This window comes from Stenotrophomonas sp. YJH_SMC_130, assembly GCF_059369035.1.
In genome coordinates, this window is record NZ_JCAFSH010000001.1 from 710,555 (window position 1) to 729,268 (window position 18,714).

Annotated in this window: 19 protein-coding genes; 5 read left to right on the forward strand and 14 right to left on the reverse strand. The window is 67.5% G+C overall.

What is annotated here, in order from left to right:
* Positions 1-118 precede the first annotated feature (118 nt).
* The 9 genes from AC5P5V_RS03385 to AC5P5V_RS03425 form a co-directional block, all read right to left on the reverse strand.
* The gene (locus AC5P5V_RS03385) at positions 119-1,483 is read right to left on the reverse strand and encodes an aminodeoxychorismate synthase component I (RefSeq protein ID WP_061480514.1); all 1,365 of its coding nucleotides are present in this window, start codon (positions 1,481-1,483) and stop codon (positions 119-121) included.
* Positions 1,484-1,584: 101 nt separating this feature from the next.
* Positions 1,585-2,847, reverse strand: coding sequence for a beta-ketoacyl-ACP synthase II (gene fabF, locus AC5P5V_RS03390; RefSeq protein WP_134968951.1), 1,263 nt, complete (start codon positions 2,845-2,847; stop codon positions 1,585-1,587).
* Positions 2,848-2,987: 140 nt separating this feature from the next.
* The gene (gene acpP / locus AC5P5V_RS03395; RefSeq protein ID WP_061480516.1) at positions 2,988-3,227 is read right to left on the reverse strand and encodes an acyl carrier protein; all 240 of its coding nucleotides are present in this window, start codon (positions 3,225-3,227) and stop codon (positions 2,988-2,990) included.
* Between the two features lie 152 nt (positions 3,228-3,379).
* Positions 3,380-4,123: a 3-oxoacyl-ACP reductase FabG gene (gene fabG, locus AC5P5V_RS03400; protein WP_134968952.1), complete on the reverse strand. Its 744-nt coding sequence runs from the start codon at positions 4,121-4,123 to the stop codon at positions 3,380-3,382.
* Between the two features lie 81 nt (positions 4,124-4,204).
* A complete protein-coding gene (gene fabD, locus AC5P5V_RS03405; protein WP_134968953.1) occupies positions 4,205-5,149 on the reverse strand; it encodes an ACP S-malonyltransferase in 945 nt (314 codons plus the stop codon).
* A gap of 160 nt (positions 5,150-5,309) precedes the next feature.
* Entirely contained in the window at positions 5,310-6,092 is a 783-nt protein-coding gene (locus AC5P5V_RS03410) for a BUD32 family EKC/KEOPS complex subunit (RefSeq protein ID WP_134968954.1), read from the reverse strand.
* Between the two features lie 76 nt (positions 6,093-6,168).
* On the reverse strand, positions 6,169-7,146 hold the full coding sequence (locus AC5P5V_RS03415) for a beta-ketoacyl-ACP synthase III (protein WP_014036188.1): 978 nt from the start codon (positions 7,144-7,146) through the stop codon (positions 6,169-6,171).
* A gap of 91 nt (positions 7,147-7,237) precedes the next feature.
* Positions 7,238-7,432 carry a 50S ribosomal protein L32 gene (gene rpmF, locus AC5P5V_RS03420; protein WP_005408308.1) on the reverse strand — a complete coding sequence of 65 codons (195 nt, stop codon included), beginning with the start codon at positions 7,430-7,432 and terminating at the stop codon, positions 7,238-7,240.
* A 107-nt stretch (positions 7,433-7,539) separates the two neighbouring features.
* Positions 7,540-8,049 (reverse strand): YceD family protein, encoded by a 510-nt coding sequence (locus AC5P5V_RS03425; RefSeq protein WP_049404889.1) that lies wholly within the window; start codon positions 8,047-8,049, stop codon positions 7,540-7,542.
* A gap of 113 nt (positions 8,050-8,162) precedes the next feature.
* Between AC5P5V_RS03425 and AC5P5V_RS03430 the strand changes: the two genes are divergently transcribed.
* Positions 8,163-8,732: a Maf family protein gene (locus tag AC5P5V_RS03430; RefSeq protein WP_134968955.1), complete on the forward strand. Its 570-nt coding sequence runs from the start codon at positions 8,163-8,165 to the stop codon at positions 8,730-8,732.
* Between the two features lie 102 nt (positions 8,733-8,834).
* Here the strand turns inward: AC5P5V_RS03430 and AC5P5V_RS03435 are convergent, their stop codons facing one another.
* Entirely contained in the window at positions 8,835-10,670 is a 1,836-nt protein-coding gene (locus tag AC5P5V_RS03435) for a glycosyltransferase family 39 protein (protein ID WP_134968956.1), read from the reverse strand.
* 42 nt (positions 10,671-10,712) lie between these two features.
* Between AC5P5V_RS03435 and AC5P5V_RS03440 the strand changes: the two genes are divergently transcribed.
* From AC5P5V_RS03440 to AC5P5V_RS03455, 4 genes are read left to right on the forward strand one after another with little or no spacing between them, the layout of a single operon-like run.
* The gene (locus AC5P5V_RS03440; RefSeq protein ID WP_049417066.1) at positions 10,713-11,666 is read left to right on the forward strand and encodes an AAA family ATPase; all 954 of its coding nucleotides are present in this window, start codon (positions 10,713-10,715) and stop codon (positions 11,664-11,666) included.
* A 23-nt stretch (positions 11,667-11,689) separates the two neighbouring features.
* Entirely contained in the window at positions 11,690-12,613 is a 924-nt protein-coding gene (locus AC5P5V_RS03445; protein WP_061480523.1) for a DUF58 domain-containing protein, read from the forward strand.
* Positions 12,606-14,555 carry a transglutaminase TgpA family protein gene (locus tag AC5P5V_RS03450; protein WP_231352571.1) on the forward strand — a complete coding sequence of 650 codons (1,950 nt, stop codon included), beginning with the start codon at positions 12,606-12,608 and terminating at the stop codon, positions 14,553-14,555. Before AC5P5V_RS03445 ends, AC5P5V_RS03450 begins: the two co-directional genes overlap by 8 nt.
* Positions 14,552-15,079 carry a Slp family lipoprotein gene (locus AC5P5V_RS03455; RefSeq protein WP_005415498.1) on the forward strand — a complete coding sequence of 176 codons (528 nt, stop codon included), beginning with the start codon at positions 14,552-14,554 and terminating at the stop codon, positions 15,077-15,079. Before AC5P5V_RS03450 ends, AC5P5V_RS03455 begins: the two co-directional genes overlap by 4 nt.
* Before the next feature lie 76 nt (positions 15,080-15,155).
* Here AC5P5V_RS03455 and AC5P5V_RS03460 read toward each other — a convergent pair whose 3' ends face one another.
* The 4 genes from AC5P5V_RS03460 to dnaX form a co-directional block, all read right to left on the reverse strand.
* Entirely contained in the window at positions 15,156-15,515 is a 360-nt protein-coding gene (locus AC5P5V_RS03460; protein WP_005415497.1) for a histidine triad nucleotide-binding protein, read from the reverse strand.
* Between the two features lie 67 nt (positions 15,516-15,582).
* On the reverse strand, positions 15,583-16,182 hold the full coding sequence (gene recR, locus AC5P5V_RS03465) for a recombination mediator RecR (protein ID WP_134969485.1): 600 nt from the start codon (positions 16,180-16,182) through the stop codon (positions 15,583-15,585).
* An 82-nt stretch (positions 16,183-16,264) separates the two neighbouring features.
* Positions 16,265-16,585, reverse strand: a complete 321-nt coding sequence (locus AC5P5V_RS03470) for a YbaB/EbfC family nucleoid-associated protein (protein WP_019659509.1) — start codon at positions 16,583-16,585, stop codon at positions 16,265-16,267.
* A gap of 6 nt (positions 16,586-16,591) precedes the next feature.
* The gene (gene dnaX, locus AC5P5V_RS03475; protein WP_231352744.1) at positions 16,592-18,640 is read right to left on the reverse strand and encodes a DNA polymerase III subunit gamma/tau; all 2,049 of its coding nucleotides are present in this window, start codon (positions 18,638-18,640) and stop codon (positions 16,592-16,594) included.
* Positions 18,641-18,714: the final 74 nt, after the last annotated feature.

Consider the following 18,714-nt stretch of genomic DNA (forward strand, 5'->3'; position numbering starts at 1 on the left):
CTCTGAACTCGATTCCGTCGTGCAGGATACCGTGCCGATGGATTGGGGTCATGACCGGGGTGGCGCCTGCGTGCCGACCAACGGTCGGCACCCACCACAACACTGGCACCCACCGGCACTACCCCTGCTGGCCGAGCGCGCGCAGCAGGCCGCGGGCCTTGGCCCGGGTCTCGTCCAGTTCCTTGTCCGGGTCCGAATCAACCACGATGCCGGCACCGGTGCGGAAGCTCACCTCGTGGCCATCCACTTCGGCGGTACGGATCAGGATGTTCAGGTCCAGGTCGCCATCGCGGTTCAGCCAGCCGAACGCGCCGGTGTAGGCACCGCGCGGCACCTGCTCCAGCTCGCTGATGATCTGCATGCAGCGCACCTTGGGGCAGCCGGTGATGGTGCCGCCCGGGAACGTGGCGGCGATCACCTCGCCGGGCGTGACCTCCGGGCGCAGGTGGCCGCTGACGTTGCTGACGATGTGGTGCACATGCGCGTAGCTCTCCACGGTCATCAGCTCATCGACCACCACGGTGCCGGGCAGGCAGATACGGCCCAGGTCGTTGCGCTCCAGGTCGATCAGCATCACGTGCTCGGCACGCTCCTTCGGGTGGCCGACCAGCTCCTGGATGCGCGCGGCATCATCGTCGCCCTCGAAGCGCGGACGCGTGCCGGCAATCGGACGCGTCTGCGCGTGGCCGGCATGCACCGACACCAGCCGCTCCGGCGAGGAGCTGACCACGTGGCGGCCGTGCGCGCTGAACAAGCCGGCGAACGGTGCCGGGTTGGCACGGCGCAGCTGCGCGTACAGCGCCTGCGGGCTGACCGGCGCAGCGAACTGCGCGCTCCAGCGCCGCGACAGGTTCACCTGGAACACATCGCCGGCACGCAGGTAGTCGATCACCCGGCGCACGCCGTCGGTGAAGCGCTGCGGCGCATCCTCGCCCACCGACTGCGGCGGCTGCCAGCCCTGCCCAGCCTCCGGCAGTGCCTGCGACGCCAAGGTCACCAGCGCCTCCAGCAGGGCCTGCTCACCGGCTTCGGCGATGACGAAGCTGGCGTCGTTCTGGTGGTCGTGCAGCACCGCAGCCGGGCAACGCAGCGCCAGCGCGGTGGGGCGGCCGTCCGCGCGCGCGCGCGCCGGCAGCACCGGTTCGATCTGGCTGGCCACTTCGTAGTCCAGCATCAACGCCCAGCCGCCGCGGAACGGCAGGCTGTGGCTGCCGTCGTGCGGCAGGCGTTCGTGCTGCCAGGCGCGATCCAGCGCCTGCAGGAACGTGCCGGGCTGCACGGCACCCTGCAGGTCGCGCACCTGGCCATCGGCATCCAGCCGCAGGCTCTCGCCCTGCGCGGCCAGCAGCAGGCTCCAGCGGCCCTGGGCGGTGCCCGAGGCGGTGGATTCCATCAGCAGCGGGAAGCGTGCCGGGTCGTGCTGCTGCAGGGCCAGCAGATCGATCGGGTGCGGCAGCGGGTGGATCAGCGGTGCGTGGGTCATGATGGCCAGTTCAGGGATTCAGATGCACGGAAGCCGCCTTGCGGCGGCCTCCTCGTGCGTAATGCACGTTCAGTCGAGCATGGCCCGACGCTACAACCCGGTCAGACGCGCTTGAAGATCAGCGTGCCGTTGGTGCCGCCGAAGCCGAAGCCATTGGACATCACCACGTCAACCTTGGCCTGGCGTGCTTCGTTGGGCACGTAGTCCAGGTCGCAGCCTTCGCCCGGCTGCTGCAGGTTGATGGTCGGCGGAATGACGTTGTCCTGCAGCGCCATCACCGAGAAGATCGCTTCCACGCCGCCGGCCGCGCCCAGCAGGTGGCCGGTCATCGACTTGGTGGAGCTGACCATCATCTTGTAGGCGTGGTCGCCGAAAGCGGTCTTCATCGCCATGGTCTCGCCCAGGTCACCCAGCGGCGTGGACGTGCCATGCGCGTTGAGGTAACCCACCTGTTCGGGGGTCACGCCGGCGTCCTTCATCGCCATGACCATGCAGCGCGCGGCACCTTCGCCGTTCTCGCTCGGGGCGGTCATGTGGTACGCGTCGGAGCTGGCGCCGAAGCCGGCCAGTTCGCAGTAGATCTTCGCGCCACGGGCCTTGGCGTGCTCGTACTCTTCCAGGATCAGGATGCCGGCGCCGTCGCCCAGCACGAAGCCGTCACGGTCCTTGTCCCACGGGCGCGAGGCCTGTTCCGGGGTGTCGTTGCGGGTGCTCATCGCCTTCATCGCGCAGAAGCCACCCACGGCGGTCGGCGATGAGCCACGTTCGGCACCACCCGCCACCATCACGTCGGCGTCGCCGTACTGGATCATACGCATCGCGGTGCCGATCGAATGGTTCGAGGTCGCGCACGCCGACACCGCCGAGAACGACGGCCCCTTCAGGCCGGCGATGATGCTCAGCTGGCCCGGCAGCATGTTGATGATGGTCTTGGGCACGTAGAAGGGCGAGATCTTCTTGCCCTCATGGAATTCGATGGTCTGCTCTTCGATACCGAGCAGGCCGCCAATGCCGGCGCCGACAATGGCGCCGATGCGCTCGGCATTGGCGTCGGTGATCTCCAGGCCCGAGTCGTGCAGGGCCATGAACGAGGCACCGAGGCCGTAATGGATGAACGGGTCCATCTTCTTGGCATCCTTGCCGCTGACCCGGTACTTGCCGAACAGTTCATTGTCGGCGGTGATGTCAAAGCCCTTGACCTCACCTGCAATCTTGGTGGTGAACCGATCCAGATAGGCATCAGAAACGTTGGTCAGCGGACCGATGCCCGAACGACCATGGGTGATGCCTTCCCAGCTGCTGGCCAGATCATTGCCCAACGGCGAGACGATACCCAGGCCGGTTACGACGACGCGACGCTTCATTGCTGATTCTCCTGACCCGAAGGTTCAATCGGGTAACACGGTTTGCTTCGGTGTGATGCTCAAACACACGGGGCCGCAACTGCGGCCCCATGGGGTGCGGTGCGCGGCGAGCGGAGACCCGCGCGCACTGCCGTCTGACATCAGGCCTTGACGTGGGCCGTGATGTAGTCGATGGCGGCCTGCACGGTGCTGATCTTCTCGGCTTCTTCGTCCGGGATCTCGCACTCGAATTCTTCTTCCAGGGCCATCACCAGCTCGACGGTGTCCAGCGAGTCAGCGCCCAGGTCATCGACGAACGATGCGCTGTTGGTGACTTCATCTTCCTTGACGCCAAGCTGTTCGACGACGATTTTCTTGACGCGTTCTTCGATGGTGCTCATGGGATCTCGCTCCAGATGGAGTTGTGGTTCAAAAGTGGTCGCCATCAAGGGCGATGGCCGTGGGATAGTGTAGTGGAAACCGGCGCGGCCTTGCATTGCAGCAAAAACCTCCGCAGATCAACCACTTGCGGCGCAATCCCTGCGCCCCTTGCTTACGGCATGTACATGCCGCCGTTCACATGGAGGGTTTCGCCGGTGATGTAACCGGCAGCCGGGCTGGCCAGGAATGCCACCGCATGGGCGATGTCCTCCGGCGAACCCAGGCGTTCGAGGGCGATGTCGTTGATCAGCGCGGTACGCGCTTCTTCCGGCAACGCCTTGGTCATGTCGGTGTCGATGAAGCCGGGTGCGACAACATTGACGGTGACACCGCGCGAACCGATTTCCTTGGCCAGCGACTTGCTGAAGCCGATGATGCCGGCCTTGGCGGCCGCGTAGTTGGCCTGGCCGGCATTGCCGGTCACGCCCACCACCGATGCGATGTTGATGATGCGGCCCTTGCGCGCCTTCATCATGCCGCGCATCACCGCCTTGCTGGTACGGAACACGCTGGTCAGGTTGGTGTCGATGATCGACGCCCAGTCCTCGTCCTTCATGCGCATCAGCAGGTTGTCGCGGGTGATGCCGGCATTGTTGACCAGGATCGAGATCGGGCCGAATTCCTTGGCGATGCCATCGAGCACGCTGTCCAGCACAGCGGCGTCGGTGACGTTCAGCGCGCGGCCGTGACCGCCGTGGGCGGCCAGGCGCTCACCGATCGCGGCGGCGCCGGATTCGGTGGTGGCAGTGCCGATGACGGTGGCGCCCTGGGCGGCCAGCAGATCGGCGATGGCGGCGCCAATGCCACGGCTGGCACCGGTGACCAGTGCGATTTCACCCTGCAGGGGCTTGCTCATGATGTTTTCCTCAGACGGGAGCGGCCGCCGCACCGTGCCGCTTGCAGCGGCCACCGGTACGGTCGGCAGGAACAGGGAAGGTCAGGCCGACCATGCCTCGCGGGCGGCTTCGAAGTCGCCCGGCGTGGCCAGCGGACGGCCGTCGATGGCCTTGTCGATGCGCTTGACCAGGCCGGTCAGCACCTTGCCCGGGCCGCACTCGGCGATCTGGGTGATGCCGCGGGCGGCCAACGCCTGCACGCAACCAGTCCACTGCACCGGCTGGTACAGCTGCTGGACCAGCGCAGTGCGGATGGCGTCCAGGCCGTCGTGCACCTGGGCATCGACGTTCTGCACCACCGGCAGCTGCGGCGCCTGCCAGGACAGGCCGGCCATCACTTCGGCCAGGCGGTTGGCCGCTTCGCGCATCAACGGGGTGTGCGAGGGCACGCTGACGGCCAGCTTGACCGCCTTGCGCACGCCCTTCTCGGCCAGCAGCGCCAGCGCACGGTCGACCGCGTCGGCGTCGCCACCGATCACGATCTGGCCCGGCGAATTGAAGTTGGCCGGCACCACTACCTGGCTGCCTGCGGCTTCGGCGCAGACATCCAGCACCAGCTGGTCTTCGGCACCGAGCACGGCGGCCATGGCGCCGACACCGGCCGGCGCCGCTTCCTGCATCAGCTGGCCACGCAGGCGCACCAGGTGCGCACCGTCATGCAGGCTCAGCGCGCCGGCGGCAACCAGGGCGGTGTACTCGCCCAGGCTGTGGCCGGACAGCACCGACGGGCGCGGACCGCCCACAGCGTTCCAGGCACGCCACACGCCGATACTCGCGGCCAGCAGGGCCGGCTGGGTGTATTCGGTACGGTTGAGCATTTCCTCCGGGCCGCCCTGGGACAGCGCCCACAGGTCGACGCCGGCACCATCGGATGCCTCGGTGAAGGCTTCACGCACCTGCGGGTGCAGTTCGGCCAGCTCGGCCACCATGCCCACAGACTGCGAGCCCTGGCCGGGGAAGACAAAAGCGAGGGTGGATACGGTCACGCGGTCATCCGCTTGTTGCAATCGAAGCGGGCCATGATAAGGGGGAATCCGCTGTGTCGTCTGTACGTGCGCGTATGCAGGCGTATGGAGCAATGACGGGCAGGCGCGACGGGGTCAGATCTCTTTTCCTGCGGAAAAGGGGTCTGACCCCGATCAGCCATCAGCAGAACAGCTGCAGCACATCCAGATCGCCATCAGCGAGGAAATCCACGCACAGGCCCACCAGCATCAGCACGCCAGCAGTGCTGGCACCGTGGGTGATGAAGATCGAATGGGCCAGCGCGCGCGCTGAGCGGCCCAGCTTCATGCAGACCCTGGCCAGGCTGCGCAGGCGGCCACTGACCGCATGCACGTGCTCGCGCACCGGCGCCTGGGCCTCGCCCATCGCCTCGGTCATCATCGCCTGCAGATGTTCGGGGCGATCAGCGTAGTACTTGGCCACGCCATAGCCGAACATCAGCCAGTCGCGGGCCTGCGCTTCGGACAGGTCCATCACTTCCAGCGGATCTTCCTCGAAATCGATGAAGCCGACCTGCTGCCCGTCCCAGGTGAGATTGCGCGGCAGCGGCTGGCCAAAATAGGCGCCGCGCGCATGCGCTTGGGCAATGGCCTGCATCGCCGCCATCACCAGCCGATCACGACCGGCTTCGTCGGCTTCGCGCAGGCAGGTATTGAATGATCTGCCGTTGTCGCCGATCACCAGCGCGGCATGGCCGGTGCCCAGCACGTCCGGCACGTTCACGCCTTGCGCCTGCAGCTCTGCAAGGCGGCGGGCCTCGGTTTCGCGCGCGGCGTCGCCACCACGGTGCGGCGGCGGGCGCAGGGCATCGAGATGGAAACGGCGCGCAACAAAATTGAGCAGGCCCAGGGCCAGTGCCCGGCTTCCCTTGCCGTACTGCTTCAGCCAGGCACGTTGCCCTTCGATGAAGATGGGCTCAACCATGACAGGTCCTCCTTAAACGCGTTACGGCCCCGGAGGGCCGTAACGACAAGACTTCACATTGTCGTAACTTGCACTATCAATAGCGCAGCAGGGCCGAACCCCAGGTGAAGCCGCCACCAAAGGCTTCCAGCAGCAGCAGCTGGCCGCGCTCGACCCTGCCCGACCGCACGGCGGCGTCCAGCGCCAGCGGCACCGAACCGGACGAGGTGTTGCCGTGCTTGTCGACGGTCACCACGACCTGGTCCATCGACATGTCCAAGCGCTTGGCGGTGGCTTCGATGATGCGCAGGTTGGCCTGGTGCGGGATCAGCCAATCCAGGTCGGACTTGTCCAGGCCGTTGGCGGCCAGGGTCTCGTCCACGACCGAGTCCAGCGCCTTGACGGCGTACTTGAACACGTCGTTGCCCTTCATGTTGATGGTGCCGCCACCATTGGCGCCATCCTTGAAGCCGCTCGAGACGCCAACCGGGTTCCACAGCAGTTCCTTCTTGCTGCCATCGGCATGCAGGTGGGTGCTGAGGATGCCGGTCTCTTCGTCGGCCTTGAGCACGACGGCGCCGGCGCCATCACCGAACAGCACGCAGGTGGTGCGATCGTTCCAGTCGACCATGCGGGTCAACGTTTCGGTGCCGATCACCAGCACGTGCTTGCAGTCGCCGGAGCGGATGAATTTGTCGGCCACGCCCAGCGCGAACACGAAGCCGGAACAGGCTGCGTTGACGTCGAAGGCGGGGCACCCGGCCACACCGAGCTTGGCCTGGATCAGGCACGCGGTGGACGGGAAAATAAGGTCAGGCGTGGTCGTGCCGACCACGATCATGTCGAGCTGCGAGGCATCGATGCCTGCGGCTTCAAGCGCGCGCAGGGCGGCGTTGTAGCCAAGGTCGCTGGTGGTCTCGCCTTCGGCCGCGATGTGCCGTTCACGAATTCCGGTGCGCGACTGGATCCACTCATCCGAGGTTTCGACCATTTTTTCCAGGTCGGCGTTGGTCAGGACTTTCTCCGGCAAATAGCTACCGGTGCCCGCGATCCTCGAATAGATCCGCTTGCTCATCATGTTTCCTGTTGCGCGGGCCGCCGATCACCGGCACGCCCGGGAAAGAAGGCAAAGGCCGCTGCCCGGGGGCAGCGGCCTTCCCGGCACATCAATCTTCTTCGACGGCCGAGGTCTTGGTCTGGATGACCTTCTTGCCGCGGTAGAAACCGTCAGCAGTGATGTGGTGACGCAGGTGCACTTCGCCGGTGGTCGGGTCGGTCGACAGCTGCTTGGCGCTCAGGGCGTCATGCGAACGGCGCTGGCCGCGGCGGGACGGGGTAACACGGGATTTCTGGACAGCCATGGGATTGCTCCAAACTCGGTTCGTTTTGCTTCGTCGTTTCGTCGCACAGGACGCCAGCGCCCAGCACACTTTTCGCTTTCGCCGCAGCCGCCGACGACAACCGGCTGCTATTGTTTCTTCAATGCCGCCAACGCCGCAAACGGGTTGGCCTTCTTTGTTTCTTCTTCGCTCGGTGCCCAGTCCTTGTCGACTGCTTCACCGTCGGGCGACAGCGGCACCACAGGCACCGCCAGCACCAACTCGTCCTCGACCAGGTCCAGCGGACGCAGCTGGCCGTCTTCCGGCACCAGCAACGCCTCGTATTCCTCCGGCAGGGACGATTCCTCGTCCTCGTCGCGGATCAGGCCAAGCCTCTGGGTCACCTTCACCGGCAACAGGAATCGCTGCATGCTGCGCTGACAGGTCAGCGGCAACGCGGTGTCGATGGTCAGTTCCACATAGGATACCCGCAAGACGTCGTCGCGACCGAATTCAAGCGAGTAGACACACTCACCGTCGGTATCTGCGACCAACCCCTGCAGGCGGGTCAATTCAGCCAGGGAGACCTGACCGTCGAAGCGCCTTCGCGCTACAACCATCCGCCAGGCATCCAGCGTTTCGGGCACGTTCGCGGACATAAGCCGCTGAATACTAAGGATCGCACCGCCCGCTGTCAAATGCCCGCCATACAGGACTTGCCGCTGGCGTTGCCGGCGGGCCAGACTGCCGCACCCTGCCCCGATATTCTCGCATGTCACTGGTCCTGGCCTCCACCTCCCGCTACCGTCGCGAACTGCTGCAACGGCTGGGCCTGCCCTTCGACTGCGCACGCCCGGAGGTGGATGAAACGCCGTTGAACGGCGAGGGGCCGTTGGCCCTGGCCACGCGCCTGGCCGCCGCCAAGGCGGCCGATGTCGCCACGCGCCATCCGGGTGCCTGGGTGATCGGCTCGGACCAGGTCGCCGACCTGAACGGCCAGCCGCTGGGCAAGCCGGGCACGGTCGAGGCGGCCTGTGCGCAGCTGGTGGCGATGTCCGGGCAGACGGTACGCTTTCACACGGCAATCAGTCTCAGGCGGGATGGAGAATCCCTCGCCGCCCTGGATCTGACCGAAGTACGCTTCCGCGCGCTGGATTCGCAGGAGATCGCCCGCTACGTCGCCACCGAGCAGCCACTGGACTGCGCCGGCAGCTTCAAGTGCGAGGGCCTGGGCATCAGCCTGTTCGAGGCGATCGACAACCGCGACCCGACCGCGCTGGTCGGCCTGCCACTGATCGCGCTGTGCGGCCTGCTGCGCAGGGCCGGATTCGCGGTGCCGTGAACGGTAGAGCCGAGCCCATGCCCGGCTGCTTTTTTCGAGGCTGCCTGCCATCTGACTCGGAAGCAGCCGGGCATCGGCTCGGCTCCAGAGGACCAGAGGACCTCAACGAACCTCGAACGGTTGCTCCTGCCACGCCTCCACGCTGCCATCGCGCCCGTGCAGGCGCAGGCCGAGCCAGTGCCGGCCCGGCGCCAGCGTGGTGGTGTCCAGCGACGCGTCGAAGCCCACCGCCGGATGCTGCGGATCGGTACTGTCCGGCCAGGCGGGGCGAACGTCGAACACGCGCCCGTAACGCGCGTCACCGATCGAGCGGCCATCAACCAGCACTTCAACCCGCGCCAGCCCGACCCCATCCTTGAATGCCCAGCCCTTGATGGCGAGCGTTCCGGAGACCTTCTCACCGTTGGACGGCGCATCCAGCCAGGCCATCGCGGGCGTTACGCAGGGCCCCTGCGCACGCTCGGCCGGCAGCCGGAACAGCAGGAACCGCTGGAAGCCATGATCGCTGCTGACCACGCGCGGCGCCGGCAGCGGCCCCACCTGCTCGCAGAGGGTGTGATAGCGCGCCAGCAGATCGCGGTAGCGCTGGTCACTGGGTGACAGCACCAGCAGCATCGGCACACTGCGCGGGCCTTCGTGCAGCAGGTCCCACTGCGCCAGCTGTGCGGTGCGCCCATGCTTGTCGTTGAGCGGATGTGGCAGCACCTCGATATCGCCATTGCCCAGCTGGAAGCCCAGTTCGGCACCGACCTTGAAGTTGCCCGCCAGGACACGCGTACCCGGTGGCATCTGCCGCAGTTCGTCACGCACCGCCACGGCCAGTGGCTGCCAGCCGGCAAAGTTGCGCGGGTAGTACTTGCTGCCGGCCATCTGCTCGCGCAGTGCCGGCGTGGACGCCATCAGGTAGTAGCCGAACGCCAGCACGGTACCTGCAGCGGCCAGCCACCAGCCGGTACGGCGCAACCAGCGCGGCCAACCGTTGAGGACCACCGGCACGGCCACCAGCAGCGCCAGGTAGCCTGGCAAGGGCCAGTGGAAACTGATCCGCTCGACATCGGTGAAGAAGCCCAGCAGGAAGATGCCCAGCGTCGACACCCCGCCCACCAGGCCGAAATAGCGCCACTGCACCCGCGCCCCACCGCCACTGCGGGTACCCGCCAGGGCGACCTTCCACATCGCGATGCACAGGATCGGCGTCACCAGCATCGGCTGGATCACCAGGAACCACAGCCCCTCCCACTCGAACGTCCACGGGTGGCGCTCGACCACCTGGAACTTCAGGCCGGCGTCGTGGTTGTCGGCATTCCACGCCAGCAACGGCAGCCAGGCCAGCACGCCCACCGCCAGCGCCACCCATACGCGCGGATCGGCCAGCATGCGACGGCCCTGCGGCAACGCCAGCAGCGCAATGAAGCCGACACCGATGACACCAATGAAACGGTAGTGGCTGAGCGCACCGATCAGCAGGCCCAGCGCCAGCTTCATCGCCGAGGACGCATCCACGCTGTGCAGCAGGCGCGCGCCGGCGTGCAGGCAGATCACTGCCGCCAGCGCCATCGGTACGTCCGGCACGGCCAGCAGGCCCAGCGTGGCCGACAACGGCATCAGCAGGGTCAGGCTGCCCGCCTGCCAACCGGCCACGTTGCCAAACCAGCGCGTGGCGATGCGCACCACCAGCATCGGCAGCAGCGCGCCGATGGCCAGGAACGGCAGGCGCAATGCGAGTACGTGATGGCCACCGATCTCCACGCCCAGGCGTGCAAGCCAGGCGGTCAGCCCCGGCAGGTCGGAATAGGCAGCGGCCAGATGCTGCCCTTCCTGCCAATAGAACGCCTCATCGACGAACAGCGGCAGGCGCGCGGCCACCACCAGCTTGGCCGCTGTGATCAGCGTCCACAACCAGAGAAAAATCGCCCGCGCGCGCTGTTCGCCTTGCATTGCTCTATGGATAATCGAATGGATTCCAGACCTGAGACGATCATGCCAGCCTCGTCCCCCAATCCCAGCATGCTAACCGATCAACTGCGCCAGGCCCTGCGGGAGGCACAGGATCAGGTGAACGCACTGGTGCTGGGCAAGGTGCCGGAAGTCAGGCTGGCCTTTGTTGCCCTGCTTTCTGGCGGCCACCTGCTCATCGAGGATCTGCCCGGGCTGGGCAAGACCACGTTGGCGCACGCATTGGCCAGCAGCCTCGGTCTCAGCTTCCAGCGCGTGCAGTTCACCTCCGACCTGTTGCCGGCGGACGTACTTGGCGTTTCGGTGTACGAGGCCGGCAGCCGCCAGTTCCAGTTCCATCCCGGCCCGGTGTTCACCCACGTGCTGCTGGCCGATGAGATCAACCGTGCACCGCCGCGCACGCAGAGTGCGTTGCTGGAGGCGATGGCCGAGCAGCAGGTCACCCTGGATGGACAGACACATCCACTGCCCGACCCGTTCTTCGTCATCGCCACGCAGAACCCGGTCGACCTGTCCGGCACCTTCCCGTTGCCGGATTCGCAGCTGGATCGTTTCCTGCTGCGCCTGGCGATGGGCTACCCCAGCGCGCAGGCCGAGCGCGAGCTGCTGCGCGGCAGTGATCGCCGCGACCTGATCGCACGCGCGGTGCCAAAGCTGGACGACACCCAGGTGCGTGCATTGCGTGAAGCGGTTGGCCAGGTACATGCCAGCGACGCGCTGATCGACTATGTGCAGGCGCTGCTGACCCGCAGCCGACACCATGCCGGCGTGCGCGTAGGCCTGTCACCGCGCGCGGGACTGGCCCTGCTGCGTGCCGCCAGGGCACATGCGCTGCTGCTCGGCCGCGGGCATGTGGTGCCCGAAGACGTGCAGACCCTGTTCGTGGCGGTGGCCGGCCATCGCCTGGTGGCCGAAGCCGAATCCAGCTCCGGGCCGGCGCTGGCGCGGGCGATCCTGCAGACCGTCGCGGTGGACTGAAGGTGGCCACACGCTGGGCACGCATGCAGCTGCTGGCACGCCCCCGCAGGCCCGAAGCCCTGCCGCAGCGACTGGACCGCCATCGCATCTACGTACTACCGACACGCTTCGGCCTGTTCGTCGCCACCCTGCTGTCGGCGATGCTGCTGGGCGCATTGAACTACAACAACAACCCGGCCCTGCTGCTGGCGCTGCTGCTGGCCGCGGCAGCGATCGCCAGCGCCATCGCCGCGCACCTTCAACTGTCCGGCATACAGATCGATGCAATCTCCGCCGAACCAGTACCGGCCGGGCATCCCCTGCGCCTGCGCGTGGACCTTTCGTTGCGCGACCCGCGCGCGCGACACGGGCTGCACCTGCAGCTGGGCGCAAGCGAGGCCTGGGTTGCACTGCCTGCACACGGTCGCGGCGAAGTGGAGCTGGATGTTCCCAGCGAGCGCCGCGGCTGGCTGGAACTGCCCCGCATCCGCCTGTCGAGCACGCAGCCGCTGGGACTGGTGCGGGCATGGTCGTGGGTGTGGCCGGAGCAACCGCTGCTGGTCTACCCGCTGGCCGAGGCCCAGGCGCCGCCCCTCCCGGAAAGTGGCAGCGATCCCCTGCATACCCGCGCCCACGCCACGGGCGAAGAGCTGCATCAGCTGCGCCCCTATCGTGCCGGCGATGCCCCGCGCAGCATTGCCTGGAAACACTCGGCGCGCCGCGACAGCCTGCTGGTACGCGAGTACGAGAAGCCGATCGGCATCGAAGTGGTGCTGGACTGGCGCACGCTGGCAGCGCTGGGCCATGAAGCGCGCATCGCACGCCTGGCACGCTGGGTCGACATGGCCGAACGCGAAGGCCGTCGCTATACGCTGCTGCTTCCGGCCCATCCGCCGTTGGGGCCCGGCCAGGGTGCCAGCCACCACCACCTGTGCCTGCGCGCACTGGCATTGATGCCCCATGACTGAGCCTGCCGTCCTGCTCGACCGCAACGCCCGCAGCTGGACCCTGGCCAGCGCAGCGCTGGCGCTGCTGCCACTGCTGCTGCAGCTGCCGCCGGTGCTGGCCAGCGTGATCGCGATCGCCGCCGTGCTGACCGCTGCGCTTTCGTGGCGGCGGGTGCTGCCGATGCCGGTCCGCCTGTTGCTGGTGCTGGCCATGCTTGCCACCATCGTCTGGCAGATGGGCATGGTGCGGCCGGGCCGCGATACCGGCTGTGCATTGCTGGCAGCGATGCTGGCGATCAAGTCCAGCGAACTGCGCAACCTGCGCGATGCGCGCAGCCTGCTGGGCTTCGCGTTGTTCTCGCCGTTCGCGGCCTTCCTGCTCGACCAGGGGCCGCTGACCACCGGGCTGGCAGCGCTGGCCGCAGTTGCCGCACTGCTGGCCCTGCAACGCCTGGCCCTGGACGAGGGCCACAGCCCTCGCCTGCCGCTGCGCGGACAACTGCGTGGCGTCGGCCGCCTGCTGGGGATCGGCCTGCCACTCGCGCTGGCCTGCTTCTGGCTGTTTCCGCGCTTGTCCACGCCGCTGTGGGGCGTACCCGAGCGAGCGGTGGGCACACCGGGCCTGGCTGACAGCATGGCGCCGGACCAGTGGCTGGACCTGATGGCCGACGACACCCCGGCGTTGCGCGTGCAGTTTTTCGGCACGGTGCCCGAGCCTGCGCAGCGCTATTGGCGCGGCCCGGTGCTGACGTCGTTCGACGGCCACCGCTGGAGCCGCGATCGCGCGACGGCCGGGCGCCCCGCACCGGTAGTCGAAACCGCCGCACAGGGTTGGGACTACCAGATCGACTACGAGCCCACCGACCGTCGCCTGCTGGTGGCACTGGACCTGCCCAGCCGCGCACCGGAGGGCAGCAGCTTCGATGCCGACATGAGCCTGCGCAGCGACCGCACGCTGTCCGCGCTCAGCCGCTGGCGGTTGCATTCGGCGCCGCCGCAACGGTTCGACACCGATCTTTCGCCCTACCTGCGCCGCGCGGCGCTGCAGCTTCCGCCCGGCTTCAATCCGCGCACCGCCCAGCTCGCGCGGCAATGGCGGCAGGAGGCCGGCAGCGATGACGAGGCCATCGTCCGCCGTGCGCTGCAATGGATCACCCGCGACTTCTCCTACACGCTGGATACACCAGTGGCGGGGCGCGATCCGGTCGACGATTTCCTGTTCAACTACAAGGCCGGCTTCTGCCAGCACTTCAGCTCGGCCTTCGTAGTGCTGATGCGCAACGCCGGCATTCCGGCCCGGGTGGTCACCGGCTTCGCAGGCGGTACCCGCAACCGCATCGGCGACTACTGGGTGGTGCGTCGCATGGATGCCCACGCCTGGGCCGAAGTCTGGCTGCCGCAACGCGGCTGGGTGCGGGTCGACCCGACTGCCGCCGTGGCACCCGAACGCATCCTCGACACCCTGGACGACCGCCTGCGGGCCGGCACCGATACCCCGCTGCAACAGCGCTGGCTGCAGCTGGGGCAGATGGGTGACTGGCTGCGCCGCGGCTGGAACGGCCTGGTGCTGTCCTTCGATGCACGCCGCCAGCAACAACTGCTCAAGCCGTTCGGGCTGGATGACCTCGGGCCGGCGCAGCTGGTGACCGGATTCGTGGTCGCCGCCCTGCTGGCACTGGCGTGGATGGCCTGGCTGCTGGCCCGCGGCGAGCGCGAGCGCGACCCGCTGCTGCGCGCCTGGCACCGGCTCGGGCGGCGGTATGCGCGCCTTGGCCTGGCCCGCGAACCGCACGAGACCGCACAGGACTGGGCACAGCGGGTTCACCGGCAGCGACCCGACCCGACCCTGCTCGCGCTCAGCCAGCGTTTCGCCGACGCGCGCTACGCTGGAACTTGCACCGACCTCGCTTCATTATTGCGGGACCTGCGCAGGCATCGCCCGACTTCCGGAGCCTCCCCATGAACACCAAGTTCCTCCTCACCGCTGTGGCCACGCTGGCCCTGTCGGCCTGCGCCACGGCCCCCAAGCCGCTGCAGGGACAGTTCAGCCTGGTTTCCCCGCGCGACTCGGTCGCCACCCAGCAGGTCGGCACGCCGGTCCGATGGGGCGGCCGCATCATCGAGACCAAGCCCGGCCAGGGCGAGACCTGCTTCCAGATGATCTCGCGCCCGCTCAACGCCAGTGGCCGCCCGAACACCACCTCGTCCGACGCCAGCGACGGCCGCTTCATTGCCTGCCGCGCCGGTTTCTACGACCCGGCCGTGTTTGAAGCCGGGCGTGACGTGACCTTCATCGGCAAGATCGACGGCTACCAGAACACCCGCATCGGGGACTACGACTACCGCCTGCCGAAGCTGTCGGCCGATGTGATCTACCTGTGGCCGGAACAGCGCCAGGTCGATGTGGTGCCCTACCCCTATGGCCCGTGGGGCCCGGGTCCGTGGGGCCCGTACTGGGGTGGCTACGGCCGTTGGGGCTGGTGGTGATCGCCCCCCAGCCCGCATGATCGGAAGAGGCCGCCTTCGGGCGGCCTTTTTCATCCACGCATGCGTGGACTGGGCTTCAACGCCCCGGCGTACCGAAATGCCCCAGCGGCGCGCCGGCCAGCAGGTGCATGTGGATGTGGAACACGGTCTGCCCGGCATGTTCGCGGCAGTTCATCACGATGCGGTAGCCGTCCTGCGCGAAACCCTCGCGGCGCGCGTATTCGGCAGCGGCCAGGGCCAGCTTGCCGACCAGGTGCGCCTGCGACGGCTGCAGGTCGTCCAGGGTCGGGATGATCTCGTTCTTCGGAATGAACAGTACGTGCACCGGCGCCTGCGGTGCGATGTCCTTGAAGCCCAGCACCTCGTCATCCTCATAGACGATGGTGGCCGGGATCTCGCGACGGATGATCTTGCTGAAGAGGGTTTCGTTGCTCATGGTCGGCCTCGGCGGGAGTGTCTTCCGCATTGTAGGCCGGCCGCGCCGGGCGATGCCCGGGTGGTGCTCAATCGCGGAATTCGCTGCGCGTCCCGAACGCGTGCGACAGCGTGCCGCGGTCAACGTATTCAAGCTCGCCGCCAAGCGGCAGGCCCTGTGCCAGCCGGCTGGGCTGCACCTTGCGCGCGCGCGCCAGCTGCGCAAGGTAATGCGCGGTGGCTTCGCCTTCGACGGTGGCACTGGTGGCGATGATCAGCTCCTGTACCTCACCTTCGGCCAGCCGCTGCTCCAGCTGCTCCAGACCCAGCTCGCGCGGGCCGACGCCATCGAGCGGCGACAGCCGGCCCTGCAGCACGAAGTAGACACCGCGAAAACCCGTCGCGTTCTCGATCGCGAGACGATCGGCCGGCGATTCAACCACGCACAGCTGGCTGCGCTCGCGGCTGCTGTTGACACAGGTCGGGCACAGCTCGGTTTCGCTGAAGTCGCGGCACTGCGCGCAGTGGCCGATACGCTCCACCGCCAAGGCCAGCGTTTCGGCCAGGCGCTGGCCGCCTTCGCGCTCGCGCTCGAGCAGGTGGTAGGCCATGCGCTGCGCCGTCTTCTGGCCTACGCCAGGCAGCACCCGCAGTGCGTCGATCAGTTGTTCAAGCAGGGGTGCGGACACGGCGGCATGCTTTGATGGCGCCGAGCGAGCTCGACGGCTACAGATTCTGTGGCACCCGCTTGCACGGATGCCACGCTGGCAATCAGAACGGCAGCTTCATGCCCGGCGGCAGCTGCATGCCGGCGGTGGCCGAACCCATCTTCGACTTCGACTCGGCATCGATCTTGTTCGAGGCATCGTTGAAGGCGGCGGCGATCAGGTCTTCCAGCATCTCCGGGTCGCTGGTCAGCGACGGGTCGATGCGCACCTTGCGGCATTCCTTGGCGCCGGTCAGGGTCACGCTGACCATGCCGCCGCCGGCACTGCCGGTCACTTCGATCCTGGCGATTTCTTCCTGGGCCTTCTGCAGGTTTTCCTGCATCTTCTGGGCCTGCTGCATCAGTTGGGCGATATTGCCGCGCATAGTGTCTTACTCGTCAAAAGAACGGATGGAATCGGAAACAACCCGGGCACCGTGCTGTTGGATCAGCACCTGCACTTCCGGGTCATCCATGAAAATGGCCTCTGCCACCTGCTGCCGCTCGCCACGCTGGCGGTCGGCACGCTGATGCAGGGTCTCGGCCGGAACGTGTTCGGTTTCCACGGTCTCGACCACGATCTTCGGCGCCTGGCCCAGGGCCTTCTCCAGCATCTCGCCCAGGGCAGCCAGCGCGCGCTCCGAGCGCAGGTACTCAAATCCGGGCGAAAGGCCCAGTTTCAAGGTCCCGTGCTGGCAGCTGATAAAGGCAGCGTTGGCAGCCAGCTGCCGCGAGGGGCCGCTGAGGCCGCTGTTGGCGACCAGGTCCAGCCAGTCTTCGGCAGTGGCCAGCTCGCTGACACCTTCCTGCGGCGCGGCCTCACGCGCCGGAGCCGGTTCGGCCGACGCAATGGCAATACCTTCGGCGCGGAACGAACGCTCCGGCGGCGCAGGTTCGCCTGGATCCGCGGCGGGAGCCGGCGGTTCATGCCAGGGCGCGACCATGGCGGCATCCGGGCCGGCCATCTCGGCCGCCAGGGCCCCATCCCGCGCCTCGGCTTCGTCGGTGGCCCACGGCGGCAGGTCATCGCTTGCCTCTACAGCGATGGCAGGCGCCGGCGCCTCGGCCTTCACCGGCGGCTGTGACACGGGCTCTTCCACCGGCACCGGCTCGGGCTCAGGCGTCGGATCCGGCTCCGGTTGCGGGGCCGGCTCGGGTTCGGGTTCAGGTTCGCGCGGTGCAGCCACCGGAGCGGCCACCTGCGACGCTACGGCCGGGCTGGCCGAAGCGGCGGCAGCGGCCGGCGTCGCTTCATGGCTTCCGGCACCGGCGCCACCACCGGCAGCGTTGCCACCCGGCGTGCCACCCGCCGCACCGTCGACGGCCTTCGGCACCGACGGTACCGCTGCGGCCGGGCGGAACGCCAGCATGCGCAGCACGGCCATTTCAAAGCCGGCGCGCGGGCTCGGCGCCAACGGCAGGTCGCGTCGACCATTCAGGGCCATCTGGTACCAGAGCTGCACCACTTCCGGGCGCAGGCGCTCGGCGAATGATGCGACATCCAGGCCTTCCGCGACGGCGGCACCCGGCACCAGCTGCTGCACCTGGATGCGGTGCAGGCCTTCGGCGAGCGCTTCCAGCACGCCACTCCAGTCCGGTGAGAATTCGGCCAACGCGGCCACCACCTGCAGCAGGCGCGGGCCATCGCCCTCGGCCAGCGCATCGAGCATCGCCGCCACCTGGGTGCGATCGACCGTGCCCAGCATGGTGCGCACCACGTCCTCGCGCAGCGCGCCGCCGGCATAGGCGATCGCCTGGTCCAGCAGTGACAGGCCGTCACGCAGGCTGCCGTCAGCGGCCTTGGCCAGCTGCACGATGGCGCTGCCGTCGGCCTCGATCTCTTCCGCCGCCAGGATGCGGGTCATCTGGCCCTGGATCTGGTCTTCGTCCAGGCGCTTGAGATTGAACTGCAGGCAGCGGCTGAGCACGGTGACCGGCAGCTTCTGCGGGTCGGTGGTGGCCAGCAGGAACTTCACGTGCTCCGGCGGCTCTTCCAGCGTCTTCAGCAGTGCGTTGAACGCCGCCTTGGACAGCATGTGCACTTCGTCGATCAGGTAGACCTTGTACTTGCCGCGCGAGGGCATGTACTGCGCGTTCTCGATCACCTCGCGCACGTCGTCCACGCCGGTGTTGGACGCGGCGTCGATTTCCAGCAGGTCGATGTAGCGGCCGGCGTCGATGTCCAGGCAGGCGGCACACTGGCCGCACGGGTCGGCGCTGGTGCCCTGCTCGCAGTTGAGCGACTTGGCGAAGATGCGCGCGATGGTGGTCTTGCCCACGCCACGGGTACCGGTGAACAGGAACGCGTGGTGGACCCGGCCGCTGTCCAGCGCGTTGCTGAGCGCACGGACCACGTGTTCCTGGCCCACCAGCTCAGCAAAACGCTTCGGACGCCACTTGCGGGCAAGGACGAGATAGGACATCAGGCCACCGTTTTCCATCGGATGTTCCATTGTGCCATGCCTGTCCAGCCCCTTCGCCAACAATGCCCCCGGATGCGTCCTGATCTGGGCGC